Here is a 25466-nt window from a genome sequence, read left to right on the forward strand (position 1 = left end):
CCGGTCTGGACGCACTTATGAATTTCTCAGCAACACTTCTACTGGCCTTTGGCATGTCGATGGACGCATTTGCGGCCTCGATGGGGAAAGGCGCCACCCTGCATAAACCTAAATTCTCTGAAGCACTGCGCACTGGCCTTATCTTTGGCGCAATCGAAACCCTGACGCCGCTTATCGGCTGGGGTTTGGGTATGCTGGCAAGCCAGGTTGTGCTGGAGTGGAATCACTGGATCGCCTTTGTGCTGCTGGTCTTCCTCGGTGGGCGTATGGTCATTGAAGGTTTTCGCAACGAGCGTTGTGAAGATGACGCGCCGGTTCGCCGTCACGGCTTCTGGCTGCTGGTGACTACCGCGATTGCCACCAGCCTGGATGCGATGGCGGTGGGCGTCGGTCTGGCATTTCTGCAGGTTAATATTATCGCCACCGCCCTGGCCATTGGCTGTGCGACATTCATCATGTCAACGCTGGGGATGATGATCGGTCGGTATATTGGCCCGCTGTTGGGTAAACGGGCCGAAATTCTGGGAGGCGTTGTACTGATAGGTATTGGTGTACAAATCCTCTGGAGCCACTTCGCAGGTTAATCGACACGCTGCCAGCAGTGGATGCTGAAATCCGTCTGGCAACGGAATACCTTCTCGTTCTTTAATGCGTCCCACACCGCCGGTTTTGCACGCCAGGCAAACGGCGTCATCTGTAACAAGGCTACCGCCTCTTCTCCGCTCAGGTTCATCTCATACCCGAGTTCTTGCTCATCAGCCAGTCGGAAACCGCTCAGTTGCTCAGAATGCGGAGCGTGAAGCTGTACCTCATCGTAAATCAGACCTTTCAGCTCCATCAGATGGCGTGGCCCTGGCGTCACGGTGATCACCCAACCCCCTGCTTTCACCACTCGCGCCAACTCTTCGCCTTTGCACGGGGCATAGATGCGGATAACCGCGTCCATGCTGTTATCGTTAAACGGCAAGCGATGGCTGGAGGCCACACAAAAAGTCACGGCAGGGTAGCGTTTGGCGGCAGCGCGAATAGCGACCTTAGAAACATCGAGGCCAAACGTGCTTGCCCCCTTTTGCCGGGCGATATCTGCAAACGCGGCGGTGTAATAGCCTTCACCACAGCCGATATCCAGAATCGTGGCGGCGTTATCTGCCAGTTTCGTTGTCAGCAAGTGCCCAACCCGGTCGCGCAGCGGCTGATAATGGCTGGCGTCCAGGAAAGCCCGGCGTGCCTGCATCATCTCTGCGCTGTCACCCGGATCTTTAGAGCGTTTATGCTGTACCGGCAGCAAGTTAACATACCCCTCTTTCGCCAAATCGTAGCGGTGCCCCTGTGGGCAGGCATAGCTTTTATCGGTTAGCACCAGCGGCGCGTGGCAAAGTGGACAACAGAAGGACATGGTAACTCCGGGCAATCGTAAAGGGCGAGAGTTTACCGCTAATTGCCCGGTTATAAAACGCCTGACTTAACGCATCACAATGAGATGGCTCGATTCCGGAGCGAGACCATCGGGTGGAATATTTTCGAGTCGAAGCACATCTCCCATTATCTGGCTAAAGACCGGAGCCGACACCGCCCCGCCATAGTAGGCGCCGTTCTGGGGATCGTTAATTACCACCGCCAGCGCAAAGCGCGGACGACTGGCGGGCGCAACGCCGGCAGTATAGGCCACGTACTTATCGACATACTTACCGCTCTCATCAATCTTTTTCGCGGTACCGGTCTTAACGGCAACCCGGTAGTCACGTACCGCCGCTTTCACGCCGCCGCCGCCCGGCAGCGCCACGCTCTCCATCATATGTTCAACCTCTTTCACGATCTCTGGCGGCATAACCTGGGTGCCCATTACCGGAGGATCGATACGCGTGATCGACAGAGGGCGCTCTACACCGTAGCTACCAATAGTGGCATAGACGTGTGCCAACTGCAGTGGCGTGACCATCAGTCCATAGCCAAAGGAGAACGTAGCTCGATCCAACTGACTCCAGAATTTGCGTTCAGGTAGCAGGCCGCTGCTTTCGCCGGTTAGCCCCAGCCCGGTGCTTCGTCCAAAACCAAAGCCTTTATAAGTATCCAGCAGGCGCTGAATGGGCATCGCCAGCGAAAGGCGTGATACCCCGGTATCGCTCGATTTTTGCAAAATGCCGGTCATCGTCAGCTCAGGATAGTAACCTACGTCGCGGATACGGTGTCCGGCCAGCGTATAGGGATGCGTATCGATTACGCTGTCAGGCTGTACCAGCCCTTGCTTCAGAGCGGTCATCAGCACCAGCGGCTTAACGGTTGAGCCGGGTTCAAAGGTGTCGCTAATGGCGCGGTTGCGGAAATCGTTCAAGGTTGCCCCTTCACGATTATTGGGGTTGAAGTCCGGGAAGCTCGCCATGCTGAGAATTTCACCCGTCCGCACGTCAATCAGTACCGCTGCACCGGATTCCGCTTTGTTCCAGGCGACGGCATTATCCAGGGCATCCTCTGTGATCGTCTGCAATCGTGCATCAATGCTAAGGTGAATAGTATGGGCGGGAACCGGTGGCTGCTCGGTGATATTTTCAATGACATGCCCATATCGGTCTTTACGTACCTTGCGCAGGCCCGGTTTGCCAGTGAGCTGTCGATTAAAGCTCTTTTCAATCCCTTCTATACCCTGCCCATCAATATTGGTAAAACCAATTAAGTTGGCCGCTACGTGTCCTGAAGGGTAAAAACGGCGCGACTCATCTCGTAGGTTAATGCCCGGCAGATGCAGTTTCTCGATCCATTGCGCCTGCGCCGGATCGATCTGTCGAGCCAGGTAAATAAAACGACCTCGCGGATTACTATTGATACGCTGCGACAAGGTGTCGAGTGAGAGATGCAGTGTGTTCGCCAGGGCTTGCCAGCGGTCATCAAACCCTACGCCACCCTTCTCCCGCACCGTTTTGGGGTCGGCCCAGACCGCCTGAACCGGCACGCTCACTGCCAGCGGCCTGCCCTCCCGGTCAACGATCATTCCGCGAGGTGCATCGATGGGTACCTCACGCAAGGAGCGCTTGTCCTCCTGCGCCACCAGCGTGTCCGGCTTGATAATTTGTAACCAGGCCACGCGAGCCAGTAGAAAAACGAGGCTGCAAAGTATGACAAAGCAGAGTAAAGCAAAACGCGTCGGGGTGAAATTTGCTGCGGGGTTGAAAGGTCTTTTTTTCACCGTGGCTCCAGGGCTATAAAACAACGCCCTGATTTAACGGGAAATTTGCACGGTGCGGGTAAAAACAATGCTAATAACCTCGCAGCTTTGCAACAAAATGCGAACAGATGGCCTTGTGTTAACACTTTGAAAAGCAGGCATTAAAAAGCCCCGCATTAACGCGAGGCTTTATGTGCTCAGCTGAAACGACCTGGCGTTTCAACGTTGGCAGGGGTTCGATCAGATAGCGGTTACGTTAACAGCAGCCGGACCTTTCTGGCCGTCCTGAATTTCGAACTCAACGTTCTGGCCTTCAGCCAGAGTTTTGAAGCCATTGCCCTGGATTGCAGAGAAGTGTACGAATACATCTTTGCTGCCGTCAGCTGGGGTAATGAAGCCAAAACCTTTAGACTCGTTGAACCACTTAACTTGACCTTTAATCTTTGCCATTTGCAAAATTCCTTAGAGTGTTTTCATAGCCCGCAGGCATTAACTGAGATAAAACTGAGACATTACTGCATGAGGCACTAATATAAGGTTCGGCAGAGAAGCGGTATTCAACGACAACGTGTTTACTCAGGACTTCTTTACTGAAAATGCCACACATAAACAGAACTGTACCTCGTTTGACCCAAACCGTGTTATCACATACAACGTAAATAATGGCAAGCCATTTTTAAACGTGTCTCGATCAGTCGCACAAATTCCGAAGCTAACTTGCCACAATCTGCACGGTAAGCAACGTGTGCGGTATACCGGGCCTGAGTGGTGCTTGTCCAGTCACTGTCTTCATAAGCGCTGTAATCTAAGACTTTTTTACCATAGCTCAATAACTTCCGAACGTCCAGCCAGGCTATTAATTTTTCTGAATGAGGCTATTTTGTTAGAACTTTTTCCGAAACGTTATGCACAAATGATCGTAACGGTAAAGTGGGTTGTCTTGATAAAACATTGTATATCGCTTCGCCTCTTTCTATATTTACATTGGCAATTCTAATTTCTCTCTGCACCAAAATAATGAAACTTTTATGATCTTGCCTCAAAAAAAGGCAAGCAAAACGTTTCGATAAAAATAAAACATTAATGGTACAGGTTAATATCAGAATAATAGTAAACGAAGCGATGAATAGTCATAAGGATAAATATTGACCGATGTTTAGTATTTTGAAGTTATTGTTAATTGTGGCTGTATGATTGAGTGCCTGCCGTAGTTCAGCCACGGGTTCATCAAGCGACTCATCGGCCAGTTCGAAGACGCCCCAGTGAATGGGGATGGCAAGCGGCATTCCTAGCTGCTGCCAGAGGGAGACTGCCGAACGCGGGTCCATATGGTTTGTCGCCATGAACCATTCTGGTGCATATGCGCCTATCGGGAGGGCGATCGCATCGAGTTTACCGAAACGCTGCGCAATGGTGAGTAACTCTGGCGTATATCCGGTATCGCCGCTGAACCAAAATCGCCGTTCACTGCCCTCGAATACCCATCCGCACCAAAGCGCACAGTTCCGATCCCAAAAGCTACGCATGCTCCAGTGCTGGGCCGGAACGGCACTGTAGGTGATGCCTTGATGCACATAGCTTTGCCACCAGTCCAGTTCAACGATGTGCTTCGCGCCCCGACGTCGAAACCAGTCCCCCAGCCCCAGAGGGACAAACAGGGTAAGCTTTGGAAATCGTTGCAATAACTGACGAACGGTAGCGGAATCGAGGTGATCATAATGATTATGAGAGATGACTAGCGCATCAATGGCCGGTAGCCCAGCCACGCTAATCACCGCAGGGGTTTTGCGCAGCGGTCCGGCAAAACTTACGGGCGAGGCACGCCGGGAGAACACCGGGTCCGTGAGAATATACTGACCACTGATTCGCAGCAATAGACTGGCATGGCCCAGCCACCAGACAGCGTCTCCTTCGGGGGTAGTAAGATCGACAGGTTGGCACCAGTCATGGATAAATTTTTCATAGCCGCCGCGAGGAGGTTTCGGTAAACCGGCAGCTTTGCGCTCTTTGCGCCAGCGCTCAACATCTCCAGGCTGGTACCCAGCAGCAGAAGTATTGCGAAAACCCTGCGGGGTATGGTGAGGCAGGGAGGGGTTATACCAGGGATTTTTCCGGGTCATGTTCACCTCCCCAGATGCGATTAACGCTCAGCGACCAGACGAATAAAGTCGTCGCTTTCATCTTTCACGGGCGCAGCAGCGGGTTTAACCTCTTCTTCGACGTCCGGTTCATTGGCTTCACACAGACGACGAAGCAGCGCATTTTGTCTTTTCTGGAGATCAACCAACGTCTCCAGTAACTCAATTTGTTCATTTGTCCGGGAGCTGGCGCGGTTGACGAAAAACCACAGTACCAAACCCACCACCAGCAACACGACGGATATGACCAGAGATGCCATGCTAAGCACTCCAGTATTCAACAACTCACCCATTTCACCACCTCACTAAAAACGGCTATTTTACCACTCGCGTTGAGGAAGGAAATCACTTGCCATAAAAATGCCTGCTACCAGGGGATAAACTTATTGATAGAACATATACCGCTAAAAAACTGTACATCCTGATCGCACATCACATTGATCATCTGCGTCCACATAACGACGCAGGCAATCAACACTACCACCAGAATGACCCAGCGTATTTTCTTCACTACACTCTCCGTCTACTCACTTAGGCTACCAGGTTACCATGCTTAACTTAAACCGGGGCTAACTGTAACGCCATCGTCCCGTTTTCGGAATCATGTACTTGTTTCATATAGCTAACAGGATAGGCTTAGAGGCAGGAAGAACCATTATAAAAGAGGCAATGATGCGCTTAATTATTCGCACAGTTGTGATTTTAGCCCTTATCTGGATTGGTTTATTGTTGTCAGGCTACGGTATCTTGATTGGCAGTCATGAAAACGCTGCGGGGCTGGGTATCCAGTGTAAATACCTCACTGCACGTGGCACCAGCACGGCCCAGTACATCCATTCGGATAGTGGGATTATCGGCCTGACCAACTGCCCAATTTTGCGTAAAAGCGAAACGGTCGTTGATAACGGCTAACCATCGGTATTAGTGAAAAGCCGCTAACGTAGCGGCTTTTTTTATGTGTTCAGAACGGATAGTCGTTATAGCCCATCTGTTCAGAAATTTTTCGCGCCGCGGTATGCAGCATTTCAACGTACTCATGCAGACGCTCTTCAGAGAAGCGTAGCGTCGGGAAAGAGATACTCAGGCCAGCGATCACCACACCAAAGCGGTCAAACACCGGGACGCCAATACAGCGCAGCCCTTCTTCCTGTTCCTCGTTATCTTCACCGTAACCCTGTTCACGTACCTTATCCAGTACCGTGAGTAACCCTTCCGTGGTGGTGATCGTACGCTCAGTGCTGCGTTTGTACTCTACACCTTCCAGAATTTGCTTAACCTCTTCGCGGTCACGCCATGCCAGTAAAACCTTACCGATGGCCGTGCTGTAGAGCGGATTACGGCGACCGATACGGGAGTACATACGCAGGTTGTACATCGAGTCGATCTTATGGATATAAACAATGCTGTCTTCGTCCAGCGCCCCCAGGTGCACAGTCTCTTTCGTCAGACGCGAAAGTTCACGCATCTGAATATCTGCGCTACGAATCAGGTCGACATTTTGCAACGCGCGCGCGCCCAGCTCAAACAGCTTCAGGGTCAGAGAGTATTTTTCCGACTCCCCTTCCTGTGCAACATAGCCCAGTGATTTCATGGTCTGCAAAAAGCGATAAACGGTGCTTTTCGACATCATCACACGCTGTGACAGCTCGGTAATACCAATTTCGCGCTCTTCTCCAAGCGCCTGCAGGATGCCAAACACCTTCAACACAGAAGAGACAGAATCTGGTTGTTTATCCAAATCTGCGATTGCCATTTATCACCTCAAAGCAAGTGTTTTATAAAAATCAGAACTGGTTTTTATTATAAATTCGTACTGGCTTCGCTGCAATCAATCCTGGCTTACCTGGTTACAAATCTGCGACATATAACCAAAATAAGCATGTTAAAATAATTACCCTGAATATAATTACCTCTGACGCAGATCGATGACATGACCACGACTCCCCCTGATGGCCTGCCCTTACCGCAGCGCTATGGCGCGATAGCCACTATTATTATTGGCATCTCCATGGCCGTACTGGACGGGGCCATTGCCAACGTCGCGCTGCCAACCATTGCCAGCGATCTGCACGCCTCTCCTGCCAGTTCTATCTGGATTGTTAACGCCTATCAAATTGCCATCGTTATCTCGCTGCTCTCGTTCTCTTTTCTCGGGGATATGTTTGGCTATCGCCGCGTTTATCAATGCGGCCTGGTGGTCTTTACCATTACGTCGCTATTTTGCGCTCTCGCAGATAACCTCCCGATGTTGACGCTGGCACGTATTGCGCAGGGCTTTGGTGGTGCGGCGCTAATGAGCGTTAATACCGCGTTAATCCGGCTCATCTTTCCGAAGCGCCAGCTTGGGCGCGGCATGGGCATTAACTCGTTTATTGTGGCGGTCTCTTCTGCTGCGGGACCGACCCTCGCAGCGGCGATCCTCTCCGTGGCCTCCTGGCAGTGGTTATTCCTCATTAACGTACCGCTGGGCGTTGTGGCACTGCTCTTTGCGCTGCGTTTTCTTCCCGCGAATGCGGCGAAGAGCAGCATGCCGCGCTTCGATCTACCGAGCGCCGTCATGAACGCCCTGACCTTCGGTTTGCTTATTACTGCGCTCAGCGGCTTTGCTCAGGGGCAATCGCGGCTCTTAATCGCCGGTGAAGTAATGGCATTATTGATTATCGGCTTCTTTTTTGCCCGTCGTCAGCTCGCCCTGCCGGTGCCGCTGCTGCCGGTAGACTTACTGCGTATTCCGCTCTTCTCCCTCTCTATTTGCACCTCGATTTGTTCATTCTGCGCGCAAATGCTGGCCCTGGTTTCGTTGCCCTTCTTCCTGCAAAGCGTGGTGGGACGTTCGGAAGTGGAGACGGGACTGCTCCTGACCCCCTGGCCGCTGGCAACCATGGTGATGGCCCCGCTGGCAGGCTACCTGATTGAGCGTCTGCATGCCGGGTTACTGGGGGCACTGGGACTGGCCGTGATGGCATCCGGCATGTTTGCCCTGGCTTTGCTGCCCGCCGCCCCGGGCGATCTGGATATCATCTGGCGTATGATTTTATGCGGCGCGGGGTTTGGACTGTTTCAGTCGCCCAATAATCACACGATCATCACCGCCGCCCCACCCCACCGCAGCGGAGGAGCCAGCGGTATGCTCGGCACGGCGCGCCTGCTGGGGCAGAGTAGCGGCGCTGCGCTGGTGGCATTAATGTTCAATATGGCCGGCGATAAGGGTACGCATGTGGCTTTGATCACCGCAGGTGCCCTCGCGACGCTTGCGGCGGTAATAAGCGGTATGCGGATCACCCTGTCCAAACGCAGCTAATAAAAAAGCGCGTCGAATGACGCGCTTTATTTGTCTGCCCGGGCGGGCTTACTTCAGATATTCCCCACTACGTAACGCTTCGATACGTTTATCCAGCGGCGGGTGAGACATGAACAGCTCGCTCAGCGATTTAGATTTACCGTTGATGCAGAATGCCATCATGGTGTTTGCTTCCTGCGGTTCGTAGCTGGTTTTCAGACGCTGCAGGGCAGCAATCATCTTCTCGCGACCCACCAGTTTTGCCGAGCCCGCATCCGCGTGGAATTCACGGTGGCGGGAGAACCACATGGTGATAATGCTTGCCAGGATACCAAACACCAGCTCCAGCACCATTGAAACTGCAAAGTAGATCAGTGGGTTGCCGTTGTTACCTTCACCTTCATCACGGTTGCCGCCCATAAACCCGGCCGCGATCTGCGCCAGAATACGTGAAATGAAGATCACGAAGGTGTTCACTACGCCCTGAATCAGGGTCATAGTCACCATATCACCATTGGCAATGTGGCTAATTTCGTGAGCGATAACCGCTTCGGCTTCGTCACGGCTCATGTTCTGCAGCAGGCCAGTGCTGACGGCAACCAGTGAGGCGTCACGACGCGCACCTGTTGCGAAGGCGTTGATATCCGGCGCGTGGTAAATAGCCACCTGTGGCATTGCGATACCTGCCTGGCGGGACTGGTTTGCCACGGTGGTCATCAGCCACTGTTCCATATCATTGCGGGGTTGCTCAATCACTTCGCCGCCCACGGATTTGAGCGCCATCCACTTTGACATCAGCAAAGATACAAAGGAGCCACCAAAACCAAACAGCAGCGCCATAATTAACAAGCCCTGAACGCTGCTCGACTGAATTCCCGTCAGGCTTAGCACGAGCCCGAAGACCACCATCACCGCAAGGTTGGTGAGCAGGAAGAGCGCGATTCGCATCATAATTTTCTTTTAACCTCAGTTTAACAAAACGCACTATGCGATTACCCACATCGTATGGGTATTGCGGCTATTTTCAAGGATTCAGGGGGCGTAAGTCACCAGAAAGACACAACTTTACATTAGAAATGGACTCGCTTACCGCAGCATGCAGAAAGCAAAAAAACGGGCACAATTTCTTGTGCCCGTGGGGGGATTATTTTGTCGGAGCGGGCTCAGCCGCGGGCCGATCTTTTTCCTGTTTCGCCAGGTCAATGGCGATTTTTACCGTCTCGTCCAGATAAGGATCGGGCTCCTGGTAATCTTTCGGTAGATCGTCCAGTTTTTTGAGCAGCGGTTTGCCTTCGCGTTTGAAACGATCGTTAATGCGCGCCAGGCGGGTTGCATCATCTTCTTCGTTCTCTTTCTCACGCTGAGCGTAGTTCAGGGAGACAATATTTCGCTTCGCCTTCAGCGCATTGAAGCGGGCAATGTCCTTCATGATGTACTGGAATTCCGGATCTTTCGCGATACGTTCGTCATGCTGTTTTAACAGCGCCGGACCAAACTGCGTCATATCACCGGACTTCACGTAGGTGGCAGCGTTAATGCTATCCCACGGCAGTGCATTATCCTCGAACTTCTCGCCGGTTTCCGTCTCTTCATTGCCGGTCGGCATGATGATGTCTGGCGTCACGCCTTTACGCTGCGTACTGCCACCGTTCACGCGATAGAATTTCTGAATGGTGTACTGTACAGACCCCAGAGCCGGCCATTCCGGACGGAGCATCTGATCGTAAATACGGTTCAGGGAGCGATACTGCTGTACCGTACCTTTCCCGAAGGTTGGCTCGCCGACCACCAGGGCACGACCATAATCCTGCATTGCCGCCGCAAAGATTTCAGAAGCAGAGGCGCTGAAGCGGTCAACCAGTACGACCAGCGGGCCTTTGTAATAGACTACGCCATCGGTATCGGCATCTTCACGCACTTTACCGTTGTTATCACGAACCTGAACGACCGGGCCGGACGGAATGAACAGACCAGAGAGCGAAACCGCTTCAGTCAAGGCACCGCCGCCGTTAGTACGCAGATCAATGATCACACTGCTGACGTTCTGTTTTTCGAGCTTCTGCAGTTGCACTTTTACGTCGTCCGTCAGGCCGACGTAGAAACCTGGGATATCCAGTACCCCAACCTTCTCTTTACCGACGGTTTTCACTGACATTTTGACCGCGCGGTCTTCCAGACGGATACGCTCGCGGGTCAACGTAATGATACGGGTTTTCGTGCCTTTCCCGGCAGGCAAGATCTCAAGGCGCACTTTGCTGCCTTTAGGCCCTTTGATCAGCGCAACCACGTCATCCAGACGCCAGCCAATCACATCGACCATATTCTGGCCCGTCTGGCCGACACCAACGATGCGATCGCCAACGCTAATGGCCTTACTCTTGGCAGCAGGGCCACCCGCAACCATAGAGTTGATAACGGTATAGTCGTCATCCATCTGCAGCACCGCGCCAATCCCCTCGAGTGAGAGGCTCATCTCGGTATTGAACTGTTCGGTGTTGCGTGGGGAAAGATAGTTGGTGTGAGGATCAATTTCGTGCGCGAAGGCAGTCATCGCCAGCGAGAACACATCTTCGCTGTTGGTCTGCGCCAGGCGGCGAATAGCAAATTTGTAGCGGCGGGTCAGCGTTTCGCGGATCTCTTTCTCATCTTTACCGGTGAGTTTGAGGCTCAGCTGATCGTACTTCACTTTACCGTCCCACAGCGCATTCAGCTCGGCTTCATCTTTAGGCCACGGCGATTTGCTGCGATCGAGATTAAAGGTGTCGTTGCCGGTAAAGTCCATCGGACGCGCCAGCACCTTGAGCGCATATTCATAACGCTCAAAACGACGCTTCTGCGCCAGATTGTACAGGTCGTAGAAGAGGTCGAGTTTACCGCTGCGCAGTTCGTCACCCACCACCGATTTACGCTTCGCAAACTGCTCGACATCGCTGGCCAGCAGAACGTTGTGGCTATAATCCAGCAAGTTCAGGTAGCGGTCAAAGATTTTGCCTGAGAAAGCCTGATCGAGGTCGAACTGACGGTAATGCGAGCGAGTGAAGCGCGATGTAACGCGCTCACTGACCGTTGCGTGCTGGGTCTCTTCCTTCAGAACCGGAATTTGATCCACCCGCGTAATCTCGTCCACCGCAAAAGCGTGGCCTGTTATAGCAAACAGGCCAGCCAGCGCGGTGAGCTTAAAAAATGTGTTCATGCCGGGCCTGGCCTCCGTTTCAGAACAACAAGTGCTCTGCGCGTACAATCATTGACATACCAGAAGTCAGCTGTACTCGTACGCCATCTTTGGTGATTTCCGTTACGGTGGCGTCCATAGCGTTATTACCCGCTTTCACCTTCAGTGCCTGACCCACGCTCAGTGCGTTGATATCAGAAACCGGGGTATGGCGCTGCTCTTCACGAGGCGCACGAGGGGCTTTCGCTGCTGGTTTATCAGCACGAGGCTTACGCTCGGTGTTGTCGGTCCGACGCTGGGCCGGACGAGGTTTACGCTCACGACGTGGCGCCTCTTCCTGACCGTTCGCAGCTCCAGCTTCGCGTTTTTTCGCCTGCTGCTCAGCACGCTGAGCCTGTACGCGTGCTTTGGCTTCTTCGAGCTGCTTACGCGCATGTTCTACGTGTTGCTCATCCAGCACACCGCATGGGTTGCCATCAAGATCAACACGCGTTGCGCCCGCTTTGATACCGTACAGGTAGCGCCAGCTCGATGTATAAAGACGTAATGCGGAACGAAGTTGGGTCTTGCTGAGATTCAGCTCGCCCTCAACACGCGATACGAGATCCTGGAAGATACCAATCTTCAGGGGGCGTGCTTCGCCTTCGGCACTGAAACAGTGAGGAAAACGTTCGGCCAGAAATGCGATAACTTCTTTACTGCTATTCAACTTAGGTTGATTTTCCATGAAATTTCCTGATTACAACGGACGTTGCCAACTCGCCGCAGGCATGAACAGGCGTCATTATAATGACGCCATCGGTAAATGCTACGTTATCCGTTGATTATCCTGCGACACTCGCAAAGAATTTTTGATAATCGGTCGCCGCCAGCACGTTTTCGAGATTCGCCACCAGCTCGCGCAGCCCCTGCTCATCCTCGTGTGAGAAGCGGCCAAAGGCCGTACTGTCGATATCCAGTACGCCAATAATCTGATTTTTGACCTGCAGAGGCAGGACGATTTCAGAATTACTGGCTGCGTCGCAGGCAATGTGCCCGTCAAATGCGTGAACATCTTCCACACGCTGCACCTGATTTTGCGCCACGGCGGTACCACACACGCCGCGCCCTACTGGGATACGCACACAGGCCAGACGGCCCTGGAACGGCCCCAACACCAGGGTTTCGCCTTCCAGTAAATAAAATCCCGCCCAGTTGACTTCACTCAGACGCTCAAACAACAATGCACTGGTATTTGCCAGGGTGGCTAAAAAACTGGTTTCACCTGCCATTAATGCCTGAAAATCACGGTTGAGATCCGTGTAGAATTCTGTTTTGTTCATTATTCAATCACTTGGTTGACTTACAAAATTACAGCATAGCCTATTAAAATAAGCATTAAATGCGTTCATGCTCAAGATGAATCCATTCATGAGTTAAGATAACTATTAACTATCCTTTTCATGCGCGACCCATGGCACTTAAAACACCGAAAATAACGCCAGTAAAAAAGATAACCGTGCATTCCGTCGGCGACGCACTGCCTCGTGCACATTATCAGCGTTGCCCGCAATGCGATACGCTTTTTACGTTGCCAAAGATGAAATCGCACCAAAGTGCTTATTGTCCTCGCTGCGACGCTAAAATTCGTGATGGACGTGACTGGTCCTTGACCCGACTGGCGGCGATGGCGGTCACCATGCTGCTGCTCATGCCGTTCGCCTGGAGCGAACCGCTGCTGCATCTGTATCTTCTCGGGGTGCGCATCGATGCCAACCTCCTGCAGGGGATTTGGCAGATGAGTCAGCAGGGCGATCCCCTCACCGCCTCCATGGTGCTGTTCTGTACCGTCGGCGCGCCAGCGGTGTTAGTAGCGGCTATCGCTTATCTCTGGCTGGGCAACATCCTGGGAATGAATTTGCGTCCGGTACTGTTAATGCTGGACAGGCTTAAAGAGTGGGTCATGCTGGATATTTATCTGGTGGGCATTGGCGTGGCCTCCATCAAGGTCCAGGATTATGCCTTCCTCCAGCCAGGCATCGGCCTTCTGGCATTTATTGCTCTGGTATTGCTGAGTATCTTGACGATGATTCACCTCAACGTTGAGCAATTGTGGGAGCGATTTTACCCACAACGCCCTGCCACCCGCTATGATCCCGCATTGCGGGCCTGTCTCGGTTGCCACTTTACCGGGTTGCCGGATGCGCGCGGACGCTGCCCCCGCTGCCATATCCCGCTACGCCTGCGTCGCCATAATAGCCTGCAAAAGTGCTGGGCTGCGCTAATTGCCTCGATGGTATTGCTGTTGCCTGCTAATCTTTTGCCCATCTCGATCATTTATGTGAACGGCGAACGGCAGGCAGATACCATCATGTCGGGGATTATTTCGCTGGCAGACAGCAACATCGCTGTCGCCGCGATTGTCTTCATCGCCAGTATTCTGGTGCCCTTTACCAAAGTTCTGGTGATGTTTACCCTGCTAATCAGCATTCATTTCAAATGTGAGCAAGGGCTGAAAACCCGTATCTTATTATTACGTTTCGTCACCTGGATTGGCCGTTGGTCAATGCTCGATTTGTTTGTTATTGCCTTAATGATGTCGCTGATCAATCGCGATCAGCTCCTCGCTTTTACTATGGGACCCGCAGCGTTCTATTTCGGCTCTGCGGTGATATTGACTATTCTTGCAGTGGAATGGCTGGACAGCCGCTTACTTTGGGACGCACATGAGTCAGGAAACGCCCGCTTCGCCGACTGAAGCGAGAATTAAAACAAAACGTCGTATTTCACCGTTCTGGTTACTGCCTGTCATCGCGCTAATGATCGCGGGATGGCTGATCTGGACCAGCTACCAGGATCGCGGCAACAGCATCACCATCGACTTCCAGAATGCGGATGGCATCGTGGCTGGCCGCACCCCTGTGCGTTTTCAGGGGGTGGAAGTTGGCACCGTACAGGATATTTCGCTGGATAAAAAACTGAACAAAATTCAGGTTCGCGCCAGTATTAAATCCGACATGAAAGATGCCTTGCGCGAAGAGACCCAGTTCTGGCTGGTCACGCCAAAAGCCTCTCTGGCCGGGGTCTCCGGGCTGGATGCGCTGGTCGGCGGTAACTATATCGGCATGATGCCGGGCAAAGGCGAGCCGCAGGATCACTTTACCGCGCTGGATACTCAGCCGCGCTACCGTCTGAACAATGGCGATCTGATGATTCACCTGCATGCGCCTGATCTGGGATCGCTCAACAGCGGTTCGCTGGTCTACTTCCGTAAAATCCCCGTTGGGCGCGTTTATGACTATGCCATCACGCCTAACAAGCAGGGGGTGACGATTGACGTCCTGATCGAACGCCGCTTCACGAACCTGGTGAAAAAGGGGAGCCGCTTCTGGAATGTCTCCGGGGTAGATGCGGATATCAGCCTGAGCGGCGCAAAAGTGCAGCTCGAAAGTCTGGCCGCACTGGTTAACGGCGCTATCGCCTTTGACTCACCGGAAGACTCCAGCCCGGCCAAACCGGAAGATAACTTTGGTTTGTACGAAGATCTGGCTCACAGTCAGCGTGGGGTTATTGTGAAGCTGGCCCTTCCCTCAGCTGAAGGTTTAAAAGCCAACTCCACGCCGCTGATGTACCAGGGTCTCCAGGTCGGACAGTTGACTAAACTCACGCTGAACCCGGGAGGTTCCGTTACCGGTGAGATGACGGTCGACCCGAGCGTGGTGGATCTGTTGCGTGAAGATACTCGCCTTGAACTGCGCAGCCCAAAACTGTCGCTGAATAATCCAAGTATTAGCACCCTGCTGACGGGCAGCACCTTTGAGCTGATCCCCGGCGGCGGTGAGCCCACCAATACTTTCGTGATTGCCCCTGCGGATAAAGCCTTGCTACAAAAACCCGGCGTTGCCACCGTAACCCTGAGTGCGCCGGAAAGCTACGGCATCGAGGCCGGACAGCCGCTGGTTTTGCATGGGGTTCAGGTCGGCCAGGTACTGGAGCGTAAGTTGACCAGTAAAGGCGTCAGCTTCTCTGTCGCCATCGATCCCGAGTTCCGGGAATTGATTCACGGTGACAGCAAATTTATCGTGAACAGCCGTGTCGATGTCAAAGTCGGGCTGGATGGCATTGAGTTCCTTGCCGCCAGCGCCAGCGAATGGGTCAGCGGCGGTATTCGCATTCTGCCTGGCGCCAAAGGGGAGCTGCGTAATAGTTACCCTCTTTACGCTAACCTCGATAAAGCGCTGGAGAACAGCCTCAGCGATCTGCCGACCACAACCCTCACGCTGACTGCCGACACCCTACCGGACGTGCAGGCAGGCTCCGTGGTGCTATACCGTAAATTCGAAGTGGGTGAAGTGATTACCGTGCGCCCAAGGGCCAATGCCTTTGATATCGATCTGCATGTCAAACCGGAGTACCGCAATCTGCTAACCGCCAATAGCGTGTTCTGGGCAGAAGGCGGAGCCAAAGTTCAGCTCAACGGCAGTGGGTTAACGGTGCAAGCCTCTCCACTTTCGCGCGCCCTGAAAGGAGCCATCAGCTTTGATAACTTAAGTGGTGCAGGTGCCACCCAGCGTAAGGGGGATAAACGGATACTTTATCCATCCGAAACCGCCGCGCGTGCGGTGGGCGGGCAGATTACGCTCCACACCTTTGATGCGGGCAAGCTGGCAGAAGGGATGCCGATTCGCTATCTGGGTATTGATATTGGCCAGGTCCAGTCCATGAAGCTGATTACCGCCCGTAACGAAGTGCAGGCGAAGGCGGTACTTTACCCCGAGTATGTCGACACCTTCGCCCGGGCCGGTACGCGTTTCTCGGTCATCACGCCCCAGATCTCCGCTGCCGGTGTGGAACATCTCGATACTATTCTTCAGCCTTATATCAACGTCGAGCCAGGCCGGGGTAATGCGCGTCGTGATTTTGAACTGCAGGAAGCCACCATCACCGACTCGCGCTATCTGGATGGGCTAAGTATCGTTGTGGAGGTACCAGAGGCAGGTTCACTGGGCATCGGTACACCGGTCCTGTTCCGCGGCATCGAAGTGGGTACGGTTACTGGCCTGACGCTGGGGACGCTCTCCGATCGCGTTATGGTTGGCCTGCGTATCAGCGAACGTTACCAGCATCTGGTGCGCAATAACTCCGTTTTCTGGCTGGCCTCCGGCTATTCGCTTGATTTCGGCCTGGTAGGCGGCGTGGTGAAAACCGGTACCTTTAACCAGTTTATCCGGGGCGGTATTGCCTTTGCGACTCCGCCTGGCACACCGCTGGCACCGAAAGCCCAGCCGGGTAAACATTTCCTGCTGCTGGAAAAAGAGCCGAAAGAGTGGCGTGAGTGGGGAACCGCCCTGCCGCGCTAAGCTGCACGCTCCGGTGTCAACCCACCGGAGCGTTTATGGTACACTGCGCGCCTCTTTGACTCCCTGTGGTGCGCCCGTGACTCAACGTCCCGTATATCTTCCTGAAGACTTCCTGGTGCAGATGCGCCAGGCCATGCCTGAACATCTCTCTTTCGATGCGTTTATCGCTGCCTGCCAGCGCCCTCTCCGGCGCAGTATTCGCGTAAATACGCTGAAGATAAGCGTGAGCGATTTTCTCACGCTGGTCGCCCCTTACGGCTGGCAACTTACGCCGGTTCCCTGGTGTGAAGAGGGATTCTGGATCGAGCGTGATGACGAAGAGGCCTTGCCGCTGGGCATTACCGCAGAACATCTATCCGGTCTGTTTTACATTCAGGAAGCCAGCTCCATGCTGCCGGTTGCCGCCCTGTTTGCCGATGGCGAATCACCCACCCGGGTGATGGACGTGGCCGCTGCGCCGGGCTCTAAAACGACCCAGATTGCCGCCAGAATGGGCAACCAGGGGGCTCTTCTGGCCAATGAGTTTTCTGCCAGCCGGGTCAAGGTGCTGCATGCCAATATCAGCCGCTGCGGTATTAGCAACGTAGCATTAACCCATTTCGATGGCCGCGTCTTCGGCGCAGCCCTGCCGGAGGCTTTCGACGCCATTCTGCTCGATGCCCCCTGCTCCGGTGAAGGGGTGGTCCGTAAGGATCCAGACGCCCTGAAAAACTGGTCAGTAGAGAGTAACCAGGCGATCGCGGCGACCCAGCGTGAGCTCATTACCAGCGCGTTTCACGCCCTGCGACCTGGCGGTACGCTGGTTTACTCCACCTGTACCCTTAATCGCGACGAAAATGAAGCGGTCTGCCTGTGGCTGAAAGCGCAGTATCCGAACGAGGTCGAGTTCCTGCCGCTGGATGGACTCTTTGCCGGGGCAAAAGAGGCCACTACCCCCGAGGGCTTCCTGCACGTCTTCCCGCAGATTTTTGATTGCGAGGGTTTCTTCGTGGCTCGCCTGCGTAAAATTGCCTCTGTCGAACCGCTCCCGGCCCCGACTTTTAAGCCTGGAACCTTTCCTTTCATGCCAGTAAGAAACAAAGAAGCGGCGCTCATTACCGCGGCGGCAAATCGGAGCGGCCTGAACTGGGGCGACCATCTGCGTTTATGGCAGCGTGATAAAGAGATCTGGCTCTTCCCGGTGGAGATGGAACCGCTAATTGGTAAAGTGCGTTTCTCCCGCATTGGTATACGCCTCGCAGAAGTCCATAATAAAGGCTATCGCTGGCAACACGAGGCGGTAGTTGCTCTGGCAGGTGACAGCAACTGCTTTGAACTCAGCTGGCAGGAAGCCGAGGAGTGGTATCGTGGGCGTGATGTTTACCCAGAGGTGATGCCCACCGGAGACGATGCGATTGTCACTTTCCAGGGCATTCCAATTGGTCTGGCGAAAAAAGTGGGGTCGCGCCTGAAAAATAGCTATCCACGTGAACTGGTTCGTGACGGTCGGCTCTTTACCGGTAACGCTGAAAAAGGCTAAAAAAGGCACTTTTTTACTGGCGCGATCGCTTTTCCTTTACCAGGCTAAAAGATGGGTGACCATACTGGTCGTACCAGAATTAGCCTGTATACCGGAGAGCATTATGACGAAAACCAATGTGCGCATTGGCGCATTCGAAATCGATGACGCCGAGTTGTCTGGCGAAAATCAAGGCGATCGAACGTTACGGATCCCCTGTAAATCCGACCCGGATCTCTGCATGCAGTTAGACGCATGGGATGCCGATACCAGTGTCCCAGCGATTCTCGATGGAGAACATTCAGTCCTGTACCGTGAGCACTACGATCATCAATCTGATGCCTGGATCATGCGCCTTGCCTGATTCAAAGAGAACCCGCCCACAGGCGGGTTATTTATCTCATAATTACCTCTCCCTCCAATCATCCCCTACAATATCAGTACGGTAGTTAATTTTGAGGACGTGATGTTCGCACTGGTTCTGTTTGTGTGTTACCTGGACGGTGGTTGTGACGATATTGTGGTGGATGTCTATAACACCGAAGAGCAATGCGTTGCCTCCATGGACAATCAGCGAATACGCCACGGCGGTTGCTACCCGGTAGAGGATTTTATCGATGGATTCTGGCGGCCTGCGCAGGAGTATGCCGATTTCTAATCACTGCAACTGCGCCAGCGTCAAGGTGCCGCCAAAGACCGCGCCGGTATCAATATAGTGAAGGCCGGCAAAATCGATGCGTTTTTCCAGTGGCGTGTGACCAAACCAAAAGTGGTCGGCGCCGCCAATCCCCTCCCCTTTTCCTGCCATCAGCTTGCTAATGCGGCTGCGATCCCACAGCAAGCTATGCTTATCTACGGGTTTATCCCGCACATAACAGGAGGCAGGGTAATCTGCATGGGCAATCACGTTCAGGCCGTTTCGGCAGGTGATCTCGATTACCCAGGGTAGCTTGTCGCAAGCAGCAAAGAGGGTCTGCGCCTGAGCTTTTGAATCATCGTCCAGTTCTGCAAACCATGCACCACCATTCATCAGCCAGAGCGCATAGTTCTGAGATGCAATCGCATCCAGTGCCATCTGCTCATGGTTTCCCCGTACGGCGCGAAACCATTTTTCAGTGATAAGGTGCAGACACTTCAGGCTTTCTGGGCCGCGATCGATGAGATCCCCTACGGAAATAAGGAGATCCTGATAGGGATTAAATTTCTGACGCTTTAGATGCTGCATCAGCAGTTGATAGCAGCCGTGAATATCGCTGACCACCCAGACGTGCCGCCAGCGATGGCCATCAAGTGAAAGATACATAACGCCTCCTCGCGCACTGTATTGGCCCGTCAGACGAAAGGGAGAAATGGCCTGCGAAATTAAATAATTACTCCTTAAAATGACAATATCGCGTTCAGATCGTAAGGCGCTAAAATGGGTTCTCGCCAAATCGCTGCTTTCATTACTATCAAACAAAAATTTAACAAAACGACAAAAAAGCGCTGGACTCCTGCATGCCCCGTTGTGGTATGGTTTAAAGAATTATCAGGGATGAAATCGATCTGCAAAAATATGCAATGGAAAATAGCATTTATTTTCAAGCAGATAAAAAGAGACCGAATACGATTCCTGTATTCGGTCCAGGGAAATGGCTCTTGGGAGAGAGCCGTGCGCTAAAAGTTGGCATTAATGCAGGCTTAAGTCGCCTTGCACTATAAGAATAGATGACAGCGCCAGGTTTTCCAGTCCGCATCAAAAGTGGTCAGAAAAAAAGCGCCCGCCTGTTCTTAAACAAAAAAAACCGCAACGCTTCCAAAGAGAAGCCTGCGGTTTTTTTACTGGAAAGACGTTATTAGCAGAGCTTGCTGGCGCGTTCAATAAACGGGGCCAGACTCATCTTCTGTCCTGGGTTAGCCGGGTCATCAACCTGAATCACGCTGATTGGCTGACCACTACTTTTACCGCTTTTCACCTGCTGCTGTGCAACCTCGTTCAGGGGATACTGCACCAGAGTGCTGGGGTTGATGGCATAGAGCGCCTGACCCGGACGGCAGGTCAGCATGACCTCTTCACGGTTAAAAGCCCATTTATCTTTACCCACTTCAAACCGGCTAACGGTAATCACCTGCGGCGCAGCCATGGCGGTGGCGGAACAGGCCAGCAATAAAAGAGTAAGTACGGTTTTTTTCATCTGTTGATTCACCTTGTCAGAAGGGCTCCCAGGTAGCAAACAGGCTGACCATCGCCAGCACCAACGCCCCCAGCACAACCTCAGTCTGCGTCATTCTGATAAAAAACTGTTGCGCAGGCCCATGATGAGCAGTAAAACGCGGAACCAGAACATACCGGTTCACCAGCGCAATTGCCACCATCAACGCCACCAGCGCACATTTCAACAAAAGCATTTTTCCCCAGTCGCTGTTCAGGGGATTGGTCCAGCCCTGGATAAGCAGTACATTATTCACACCGCTTATCACCACCCCGGCAACGGCATAGTGGCCATAACGGGAAAAACGCATCATGGTATGGATAGCTGCATTTTGCCAGCGTCCGCGCGTCAGGCGCAGACAAAAAAGCAGCGGCAGTAAACTGCCAACCCAACTGGCGGCGCAAAGCAGATGCAGGGCATGATTAATGCGTTGCGCTAACCCTGTCGCACCGTCGTTCATCGCCGAATGACCCGTTCCGGCCAGTAACACAAACTGCGCGCAAGCCAACAGTAGCAGTAAACGTGGACCACTTCGGGGCTCCAGCCAGGCGATACAGGCGGTAATAACGGCCAGCAAAATCTGCCATAACCAGACTCGACCAAACTGCGTGCTGGCCACTGCCTGCCAAATATCGGGACGTAACACATCTTGCCAGCCATTCCCCATTAGCCCACCCTGCAGCATCATCATGAGCAGCGCCGAAATGGCACTCACTAATACCGCATATTTCTGCTGGCGCGCAAAGCGACGGGTCATAAGCCGACGCAGCGACGAGGGTGCCAGCCATGCGCTGTAGAGCGCATTGCCGAACAGCATCATCAATGCGGCAAAATGGATAAAGCGCAGGGTGACGTAGCAGAGCCCCAGCATCTTATTTCACGCTAAAGCGGTAGCTGCCTTTTGTCTTATGGCCATCCACCGAGACCACATGCCAGTCCACCTTATAGCTGCCAGGCTTCAGGGGGGTTTCGAGCGGTACAATCAACTGAGTGTGATCCTTCTCGTTGCGTTTGATGGCGCCGGTTTTAATAATTTGCTCTTTATCCCCCGTCACCGAGACGCCACTAAAACCGGTCTCAACCCCTTCGGAAAAGTTCAGGGTCAGGGCCTGCGGTGCGGCAGTTACGGCTGCATCGGCGGCGGGATACTGGTGTTTAAGGTGCGCGTGGGCAAAAACGGCGGGGGCCGTCAAGGCCGCGAGCAAAACCAGCGCGGTGCGAAAAGCGGTGTGTGCCATAATGAGCATTCCTTTTGGTTATGACTGTTTGATAAAGAATAACGCTCTATAATGCTTGCGTCGAGGATCATCCCATCCGGGCTTGCCAGCAGCCCAATCTGCAGGTAACGTTGCCCCGCAATATAAAGGAGACGGATATGCAAACCAATCTCGCCGCCCTCCCGCAGGAGGAGATGGACAAAGTGAATGTCGATTTAGCTGCGGCCGGCGTCGCGTTTAAAGAGCGCTACAATATGCCCATCGTGGCCGAAGTTGTAGAGCGTGAACAACCCGCCCACCTGCGTGACTGGTTCCGTGAGCGCCTGATTGCGCACCGCTTGAGCTCTGTCAATCTCTCCCGCCTCCCCTGGGAGCCGAAAGTTAAATAAGTATTTCCTTATACTGAGTATGCAGAATACAAGGCACCTGATGACAGAGGGGCTTACTGGATCTTTGCAACCAGGTGCATAAGGAAATCAGGATATCTCACCGGCTAATCGCCACGACCTGGTATCCCCCTCAGCATCATCGGGGAGTGGTTACTCCCCTCGTTCGTCATCATTTAATGAACCAGCCGTTCAGGGCACTGCCCTCTCTGGTCTGTTTTCCATAACAGAGCCGCAGGTGATGCTCTGCCCCGCCGCTTTACGGCTCAGGGTTGGCAAGGGGATATCATTCCATTACGCTAAGCGTTTTAGGGCCAGGAGAGCGCCATGTTACGCGTCATCGATACCGAAACCTGCGATTTACAGGGTGGGATAGTAGAAGTGGCTTCTGTCGACGTTGTAAACGGGCAGATCGTCAACCCCATGAGCCATCTGGTGCGTCCAGACCGGCCCATCAGCCCGCAGGCCATGGCAATCCATCGCATCACGGAGTCGATGGTCGCGGATAAGCCCTGGATTGAAGAGGTGATCCCGTTTTATCACGGCAGCCCGTGGTACGTAGCGCATAACGCCAGTTTTGACCGTCGCGTGTTACCGGAAATGCCCGGCGAGTGGATCTGCACCATGAAACTGGCGCGTCGCCTGTGGCCAGGTATTAAATACAGCAATATGGCGCTCTATAAATCCCGTAAGCTAAGCGTGAAAACGCCGGAAGGGTTACATCATCACCGGGCTTTATATGACTGCTATATTACGGCCGCATTGCTGATTGATATCATGAACACCACGGGCTGGACGCCGGACGAGATGGTCACCATTACCGGCCGCCCCGCCCTGTTAACCACCTTTACCTTTGGTAAATACCGTGGAAAACCGGTCGCAGAAGTGGCGGATAAAGATCCGGGCTATCTCCGCTGGTTATACAACAATCTGGATCGGATGAGCCCGGAACTGCGTCTGACCTTAAAACACTATCTTGGCGAAGCCTAATCGGCCTCCCGGCCTGTCAGCGTCCCCTGTGCCAGGCCGATGATGAACGCATACTCCAGGGCTACCCCTTCGTACGATTTAAAGCGTCCCGATTTACCGCCATGTCCAGCGTCCATATCCGTACAGAGCAACAGCAGGTTATCGTCTGTCTTCAGCTCTCTCAGCTTCGCCACCCACTTAGCCGGCTCCCAGTACTGAACCTGAGAGTCGTGCAGCCCGGTAGTCACCAGCATATGCGGATAGGCCTTAGCCTCGACGTTGTCATAGGGGCTGTACTCTTTCATGTAACGGTAATAGGTTTCATCCTGCGGATTCCCCCACTCTTCAAATTCGCCAATCGTAAGGGGAATAGATTCATCCAGCATGGTGGTCAGCACATCAACAAACGGCACCTGCGCAACCACGCCTTTGAACAGTTCAGGGCGTTGATTAATCACGGTCCCCATTAACATACCGCCGGCGCTGCCGCCCATCGCAAAACACTGCTCCCGATCGCCGTAGCCCTGAGCCAGCAGCCCTTCGCAGACGTCCAGATAGTCATTGAAAGTGTTTTTCTTCTTCAGGAATTTGCCATCTTCATACCAGTGCTGCCCGAGCTCACCGCCACCGCGTATATGAGCGATAGCATAGACAAAGCCGCGATCGAGCAGGCTTAAGCGGCTTCCGCTGAAGTCGGCGTCGATGCTGGAACCATACGAACCATAGCCGTAAATCAGGATGGGATTTTTACCGGGCTGGAAGTGCTGCTTATGGTAGACCAGCGATACCGGCACTTCACTGCCGTCGCGAGCCACTATCCAGACGTGTTCACTGCGGTAATTTTCAGCATTGAAGCCCTTAACTTCAGCCTGCTTAAGCACCTTGCGTTCCCCGGTATCCATATCCAGTTCAAACAAGGTGTCAGGCGTGGTCATCGATGAATAACCGTAACGCAGGCGCGAAGTCTCCGCCTCAGGGTTATAACCGATCCAGGTCACATAGGCCGGATCGTCAAACGCAATGCCGATCACCTCGCGAGTTTTGCGGTTGATCTGGCGAATACTGGTCAGCCCACGCTGGCGCTCCTCAACGACAAGCCAGTCGGTGAAAAGGGTAAACCCTTCCAGCATCACCTGCTCCCGCGCCGGGATCAGCACCTCCCACTTACGCTCATCGCGTACCCGGGTTTTGTAGAGACCAAAGTTTTTCCCTTCCCGATTCGATCGCAAATAGAAGGTGTGCTGGAAATGGTCAAGGCTGTATTCATGATCCTTGCGTCGGGGCAGGAAGCAGAGCGGCTGCGCGTCGGGCAATTCGGCATCCAGCAGCAACACTTCTGTGGTGGTCGCGCTGGCCAGAAAGATAATGATGTAGTGCTTCGAGGTGGTTTTATGCAGGCTAACGTAAAACGTTTCGTCTTTCTCTTCATACACCAGTTCGTCGGTGGCCGCAGGTGTACCGACGGTATGACGCCACACCTGATAAGGCAGCAGCGTTGTAGCATGTTTTTTAACGTAGTACACCGTTTCGGAATCGTTCGCCCAGACAAAATCTGGCGAGACATTATCCAGCATTTCCGGATACCAGTTACCGCTCTCCAGATTGCGAAAACGCAGGCCATACTGACGCCGTGAGAGGTAATCTTCTGCCAGAGCCATAATGGTGTTGTCTGGCGAGATGCCCATGCCACCCAGGGTGTAAAACTCGCTGTGCGCCGCACGCTTGTTGGCATCCAGCAGCGTTTCCCACTCTTCCCATTCAGCGCAAAGCACCGACTGACGCTGATAAATGGCGTACTCATTGCCCGGTTCATAGACGTGACGGTATCGGTAGCCGTTTCTGCTCCACGGCGCAGAGACATCCCGCTGCGGTACGCGTTCTACCATCTCGCTGAGAAGGCGATCCTGGAGCGCCTGTTGTGAGGCCATGACCTTACGGCCATAGTCATTTTCCTGGTGCAGATAATCCAGCACTTGCGGTTGCGAACGATTATCGTCCCGCAACCAGTAGTAGTTGTCGATACGCGTATCACCGTGGGCGGTGATCGCGTGAGGAATACGGCGGGCTTTCGGTGGCATGACGATTTTATTCTTCTGCGATTAACACCCTATAAGG

General features: G+C 53.4%; 26 protein-coding genes and 1 pseudogene. 10 read left to right on the forward strand and 17 right to left on the reverse strand.

All coding sequences use genetic code 11. The features are described from left to right. The first annotated feature begins 17 nt into the window (after positions 1-17). Positions 18-584 (forward strand): manganese efflux pump MntP, encoded by a 567-nt coding sequence (mntP, locus tag JZ655_RS12485; protein ID WP_207291946.1) that lies wholly within the window; start codon positions 18-20, stop codon positions 582-584. Here mntP and rlmA read toward each other — a convergent pair. The 7 genes and pseudogenes from rlmA to mgrB form a co-directional block, all read right to left on the reverse strand. Next, positions 581-1396, reverse strand: coding sequence for a 23S rRNA (guanine(745)-N(1))-methyltransferase (rlmA, locus tag JZ655_RS12490; RefSeq protein WP_046885131.1), 816 nt, complete (start codon positions 1394-1396; stop codon positions 581-583). The genes mntP and rlmA overlap by 4 nt on opposite strands. A gap of 66 nt (positions 1397-1462) precedes the next feature. Continuing rightward, a complete protein-coding gene (gene ftsI, locus JZ655_RS12495; RefSeq protein WP_207291947.1) occupies positions 1463-3181 on the reverse strand; it encodes a peptidoglycan glycosyltransferase FtsI in 1719 nt (572 codons plus the stop codon). Between the two features lie 219 nt (positions 3182-3400). Then, positions 3401-3610 carry a transcription antiterminator/RNA stability regulator CspE gene (cspE, locus tag JZ655_RS12500; RefSeq protein WP_001062678.1) on the reverse strand — a complete coding sequence of 70 codons (210 nt, stop codon included), beginning with the start codon at positions 3608-3610 and terminating at the stop codon, positions 3401-3403. Positions 3611-3622: 12 nt separating this feature from the next. After that, positions 3623-3767 (reverse strand): annotated as a pseudogene (locus tag JZ655_RS12505) (DUF2627 domain-containing protein). Between the two features lie 523 nt (positions 3768-4290). Beyond that, complete coding sequence (locus JZ655_RS12510) at positions 4291-5280, reverse strand: MBL fold metallo-hydrolase (protein ID WP_207291948.1); 990 nt, start codon at positions 5278-5280, stop codon at positions 4291-4293. 20 nt (positions 5281-5300) lie between these two features. Further along, positions 5301-5591, reverse strand: coding sequence for a YebO family protein (locus tag JZ655_RS12515; RefSeq protein ID WP_046885127.1), 291 nt, complete (start codon positions 5589-5591; stop codon positions 5301-5303). A gap of 74 nt (positions 5592-5665) precedes the next feature. After that, on the reverse strand, positions 5666-5809 hold the full coding sequence (gene mgrB / locus JZ655_RS12520; protein ID WP_207291949.1) for a PhoP/PhoQ regulatory lipoprotein MgrB: 144 nt from the start codon (positions 5807-5809) through the stop codon (positions 5666-5668). 161 nt (positions 5810-5970) lie between these two features. Between mgrB and JZ655_RS12525 the strand changes: the two genes are divergently transcribed. After that, positions 5971-6210 (forward strand): YobH family protein, encoded by a 240-nt coding sequence (locus JZ655_RS12525; RefSeq protein ID WP_040078461.1) that lies wholly within the window; start codon positions 5971-5973, stop codon positions 6208-6210. 49 nt (positions 6211-6259) lie between these two features. Here JZ655_RS12525 and kdgR read toward each other — a convergent pair whose 3' ends face one another. Beyond that, entirely contained in the window at positions 6260-7051 is a 792-nt protein-coding gene (kdgR, locus tag JZ655_RS12530; RefSeq protein ID WP_040075168.1) for a DNA-binding transcriptional regulator KdgR, read from the reverse strand. Positions 7052-7228: 177 nt separating this feature from the next. On the opposite strand from kdgR, the gene JZ655_RS12535 reads away from it, so the two are divergent. Then, positions 7229-8599 carry an MFS transporter gene (locus JZ655_RS12535; protein ID WP_207291950.1) on the forward strand — a complete coding sequence of 457 codons (1371 nt, stop codon included), beginning with the start codon at positions 7229-7231 and terminating at the stop codon, positions 8597-8599. 48 nt (positions 8600-8647) lie between these two features. Here JZ655_RS12535 and htpX read toward each other — a convergent pair whose 3' ends face one another. The 4 genes from htpX to JZ655_RS12555 all read right to left on the reverse strand — a co-directional run bounded on the left by htpX (position 8648) and on the right by JZ655_RS12555 (position 13072). Then, positions 8648-9529, reverse strand: coding sequence for a protease HtpX (htpX, locus tag JZ655_RS12540; protein WP_046885124.1), 882 nt, complete (start codon positions 9527-9529; stop codon positions 8648-8650). Between the two features lie 193 nt (positions 9530-9722). After that, complete coding sequence (prc, locus tag JZ655_RS12545) at positions 9723-11771, reverse strand: carboxy terminal-processing peptidase (RefSeq protein WP_207291951.1); 2049 nt, start codon at positions 11769-11771, stop codon at positions 9723-9725. A 19-nt stretch (positions 11772-11790) separates the two neighbouring features. Further along, the gene (proQ, locus tag JZ655_RS12550; RefSeq protein ID WP_207291952.1) at positions 11791-12477 is read right to left on the reverse strand and encodes an RNA chaperone ProQ; all 687 of its coding nucleotides are present in this window, start codon (positions 12475-12477) and stop codon (positions 11791-11793) included. A 97-nt stretch (positions 12478-12574) separates the two neighbouring features. Further along, on the reverse strand, positions 12575-13072 hold the full coding sequence (locus tag JZ655_RS12555; protein WP_040075162.1) for a GAF domain-containing protein: 498 nt from the start codon (positions 13070-13072) through the stop codon (positions 12575-12577). Positions 13073-13203: 131 nt separating this feature from the next. On the opposite strand from JZ655_RS12555, the gene yebS reads away from it, so the two are divergent. From yebS to JZ655_RS12580, 5 genes are all read left to right on the forward strand, one after another. Further along, complete coding sequence (yebS, locus tag JZ655_RS12560) at positions 13204-14487, forward strand: membrane integrity lipid transport subunit YebS (RefSeq protein WP_046885122.1); 1284 nt, start codon at positions 13204-13206, stop codon at positions 14485-14487. Then, positions 14456-17089 (forward strand): PqiB family protein, encoded by a 2634-nt coding sequence (locus JZ655_RS12565; RefSeq protein ID WP_207291953.1) that lies wholly within the window; start codon positions 14456-14458, stop codon positions 17087-17089. Before yebS ends, JZ655_RS12565 begins: the two co-directional genes overlap by 32 nt. 76 nt (positions 17090-17165) lie before the next feature. Continuing rightward, entirely contained in the window at positions 17166-18608 is a 1443-nt protein-coding gene (gene rsmF / locus JZ655_RS12570; protein ID WP_207291954.1) for a 16S rRNA (cytosine(1407)-C(5))-methyltransferase RsmF, read from the forward strand. Between the two features lie 103 nt (positions 18609-18711). After that, positions 18712-18951: a YebV family protein gene (locus tag JZ655_RS12575; RefSeq protein WP_040075156.1), complete on the forward strand. Its 240-nt coding sequence runs from the start codon at positions 18712-18714 to the stop codon at positions 18949-18951. A 102-nt stretch (positions 18952-19053) separates the two neighbouring features. Next, positions 19054-19245, forward strand: coding sequence for a YdfD/YebW family protein (locus JZ655_RS12580; protein ID WP_040075154.1), 192 nt, complete (start codon positions 19054-19056; stop codon positions 19243-19245). Here the strand turns inward: JZ655_RS12580 and pphA are convergent, their stop codons facing one another. From pphA to yobA, 4 genes are all read right to left on the reverse strand, one after another. After that, complete coding sequence (gene pphA, locus JZ655_RS12585; protein ID WP_207291955.1) at positions 19246-19890, reverse strand: protein-serine/threonine phosphatase; 645 nt, start codon at positions 19888-19890, stop codon at positions 19246-19248. A 532-nt stretch (positions 19891-20422) separates the two neighbouring features. Beyond that, on the reverse strand, positions 20423-20761 hold the full coding sequence (locus tag JZ655_RS12590; RefSeq protein WP_040075152.1) for a YebY family protein: 339 nt from the start codon (positions 20759-20761) through the stop codon (positions 20423-20425). Positions 20762-20777: 16 nt separating this feature from the next. Further along, complete coding sequence (copD, locus tag JZ655_RS12595) at positions 20778-21650, reverse strand: copper homeostasis membrane protein CopD (protein WP_207291956.1); 873 nt, start codon at positions 21648-21650, stop codon at positions 20778-20780. 1 nt (position 21651) lies between these two features. Further along, complete coding sequence (gene yobA, locus JZ655_RS12600; RefSeq protein WP_207291957.1) at positions 21652-22017, reverse strand: CopC domain-containing protein YobA; 366 nt, start codon at positions 22015-22017, stop codon at positions 21652-21654. A 137-nt stretch (positions 22018-22154) separates the two neighbouring features. On the opposite strand from yobA, the gene JZ655_RS12605 reads away from it, so the two are divergent. Together JZ655_RS12605 and exoX are read left to right on the forward strand one after the other, a co-directional pair. After that, entirely contained in the window at positions 22155-22385 is a 231-nt protein-coding gene (locus JZ655_RS12605) for a DNA polymerase III subunit theta (protein WP_040075148.1), read from the forward strand. Between the two features lie 324 nt (positions 22386-22709). Further along, complete coding sequence (exoX, locus tag JZ655_RS12610; RefSeq protein ID WP_207291958.1) at positions 22710-23372, forward strand: exodeoxyribonuclease X; 663 nt, start codon at positions 22710-22712, stop codon at positions 23370-23372. On the opposite strand, the gene ptrB is transcribed toward exoX, so the two are convergent. Next, positions 23369-25429: an oligopeptidase B gene (gene ptrB / locus JZ655_RS12615; RefSeq protein WP_207291959.1), complete on the reverse strand. Its 2061-nt coding sequence runs from the start codon at positions 25427-25429 to the stop codon at positions 23369-23371. The genes exoX and ptrB overlap by 4 nt on opposite strands. Between the last annotated feature and the right edge of the window lie 37 nt (positions 25430-25466).

The organism is Leclercia pneumoniae (genome assembly GCF_017348915.1).
Lineage (GTDB): Bacteria > Pseudomonadota > Gammaproteobacteria > Enterobacterales > Enterobacteriaceae > Enterobacter > Enterobacter pneumoniae.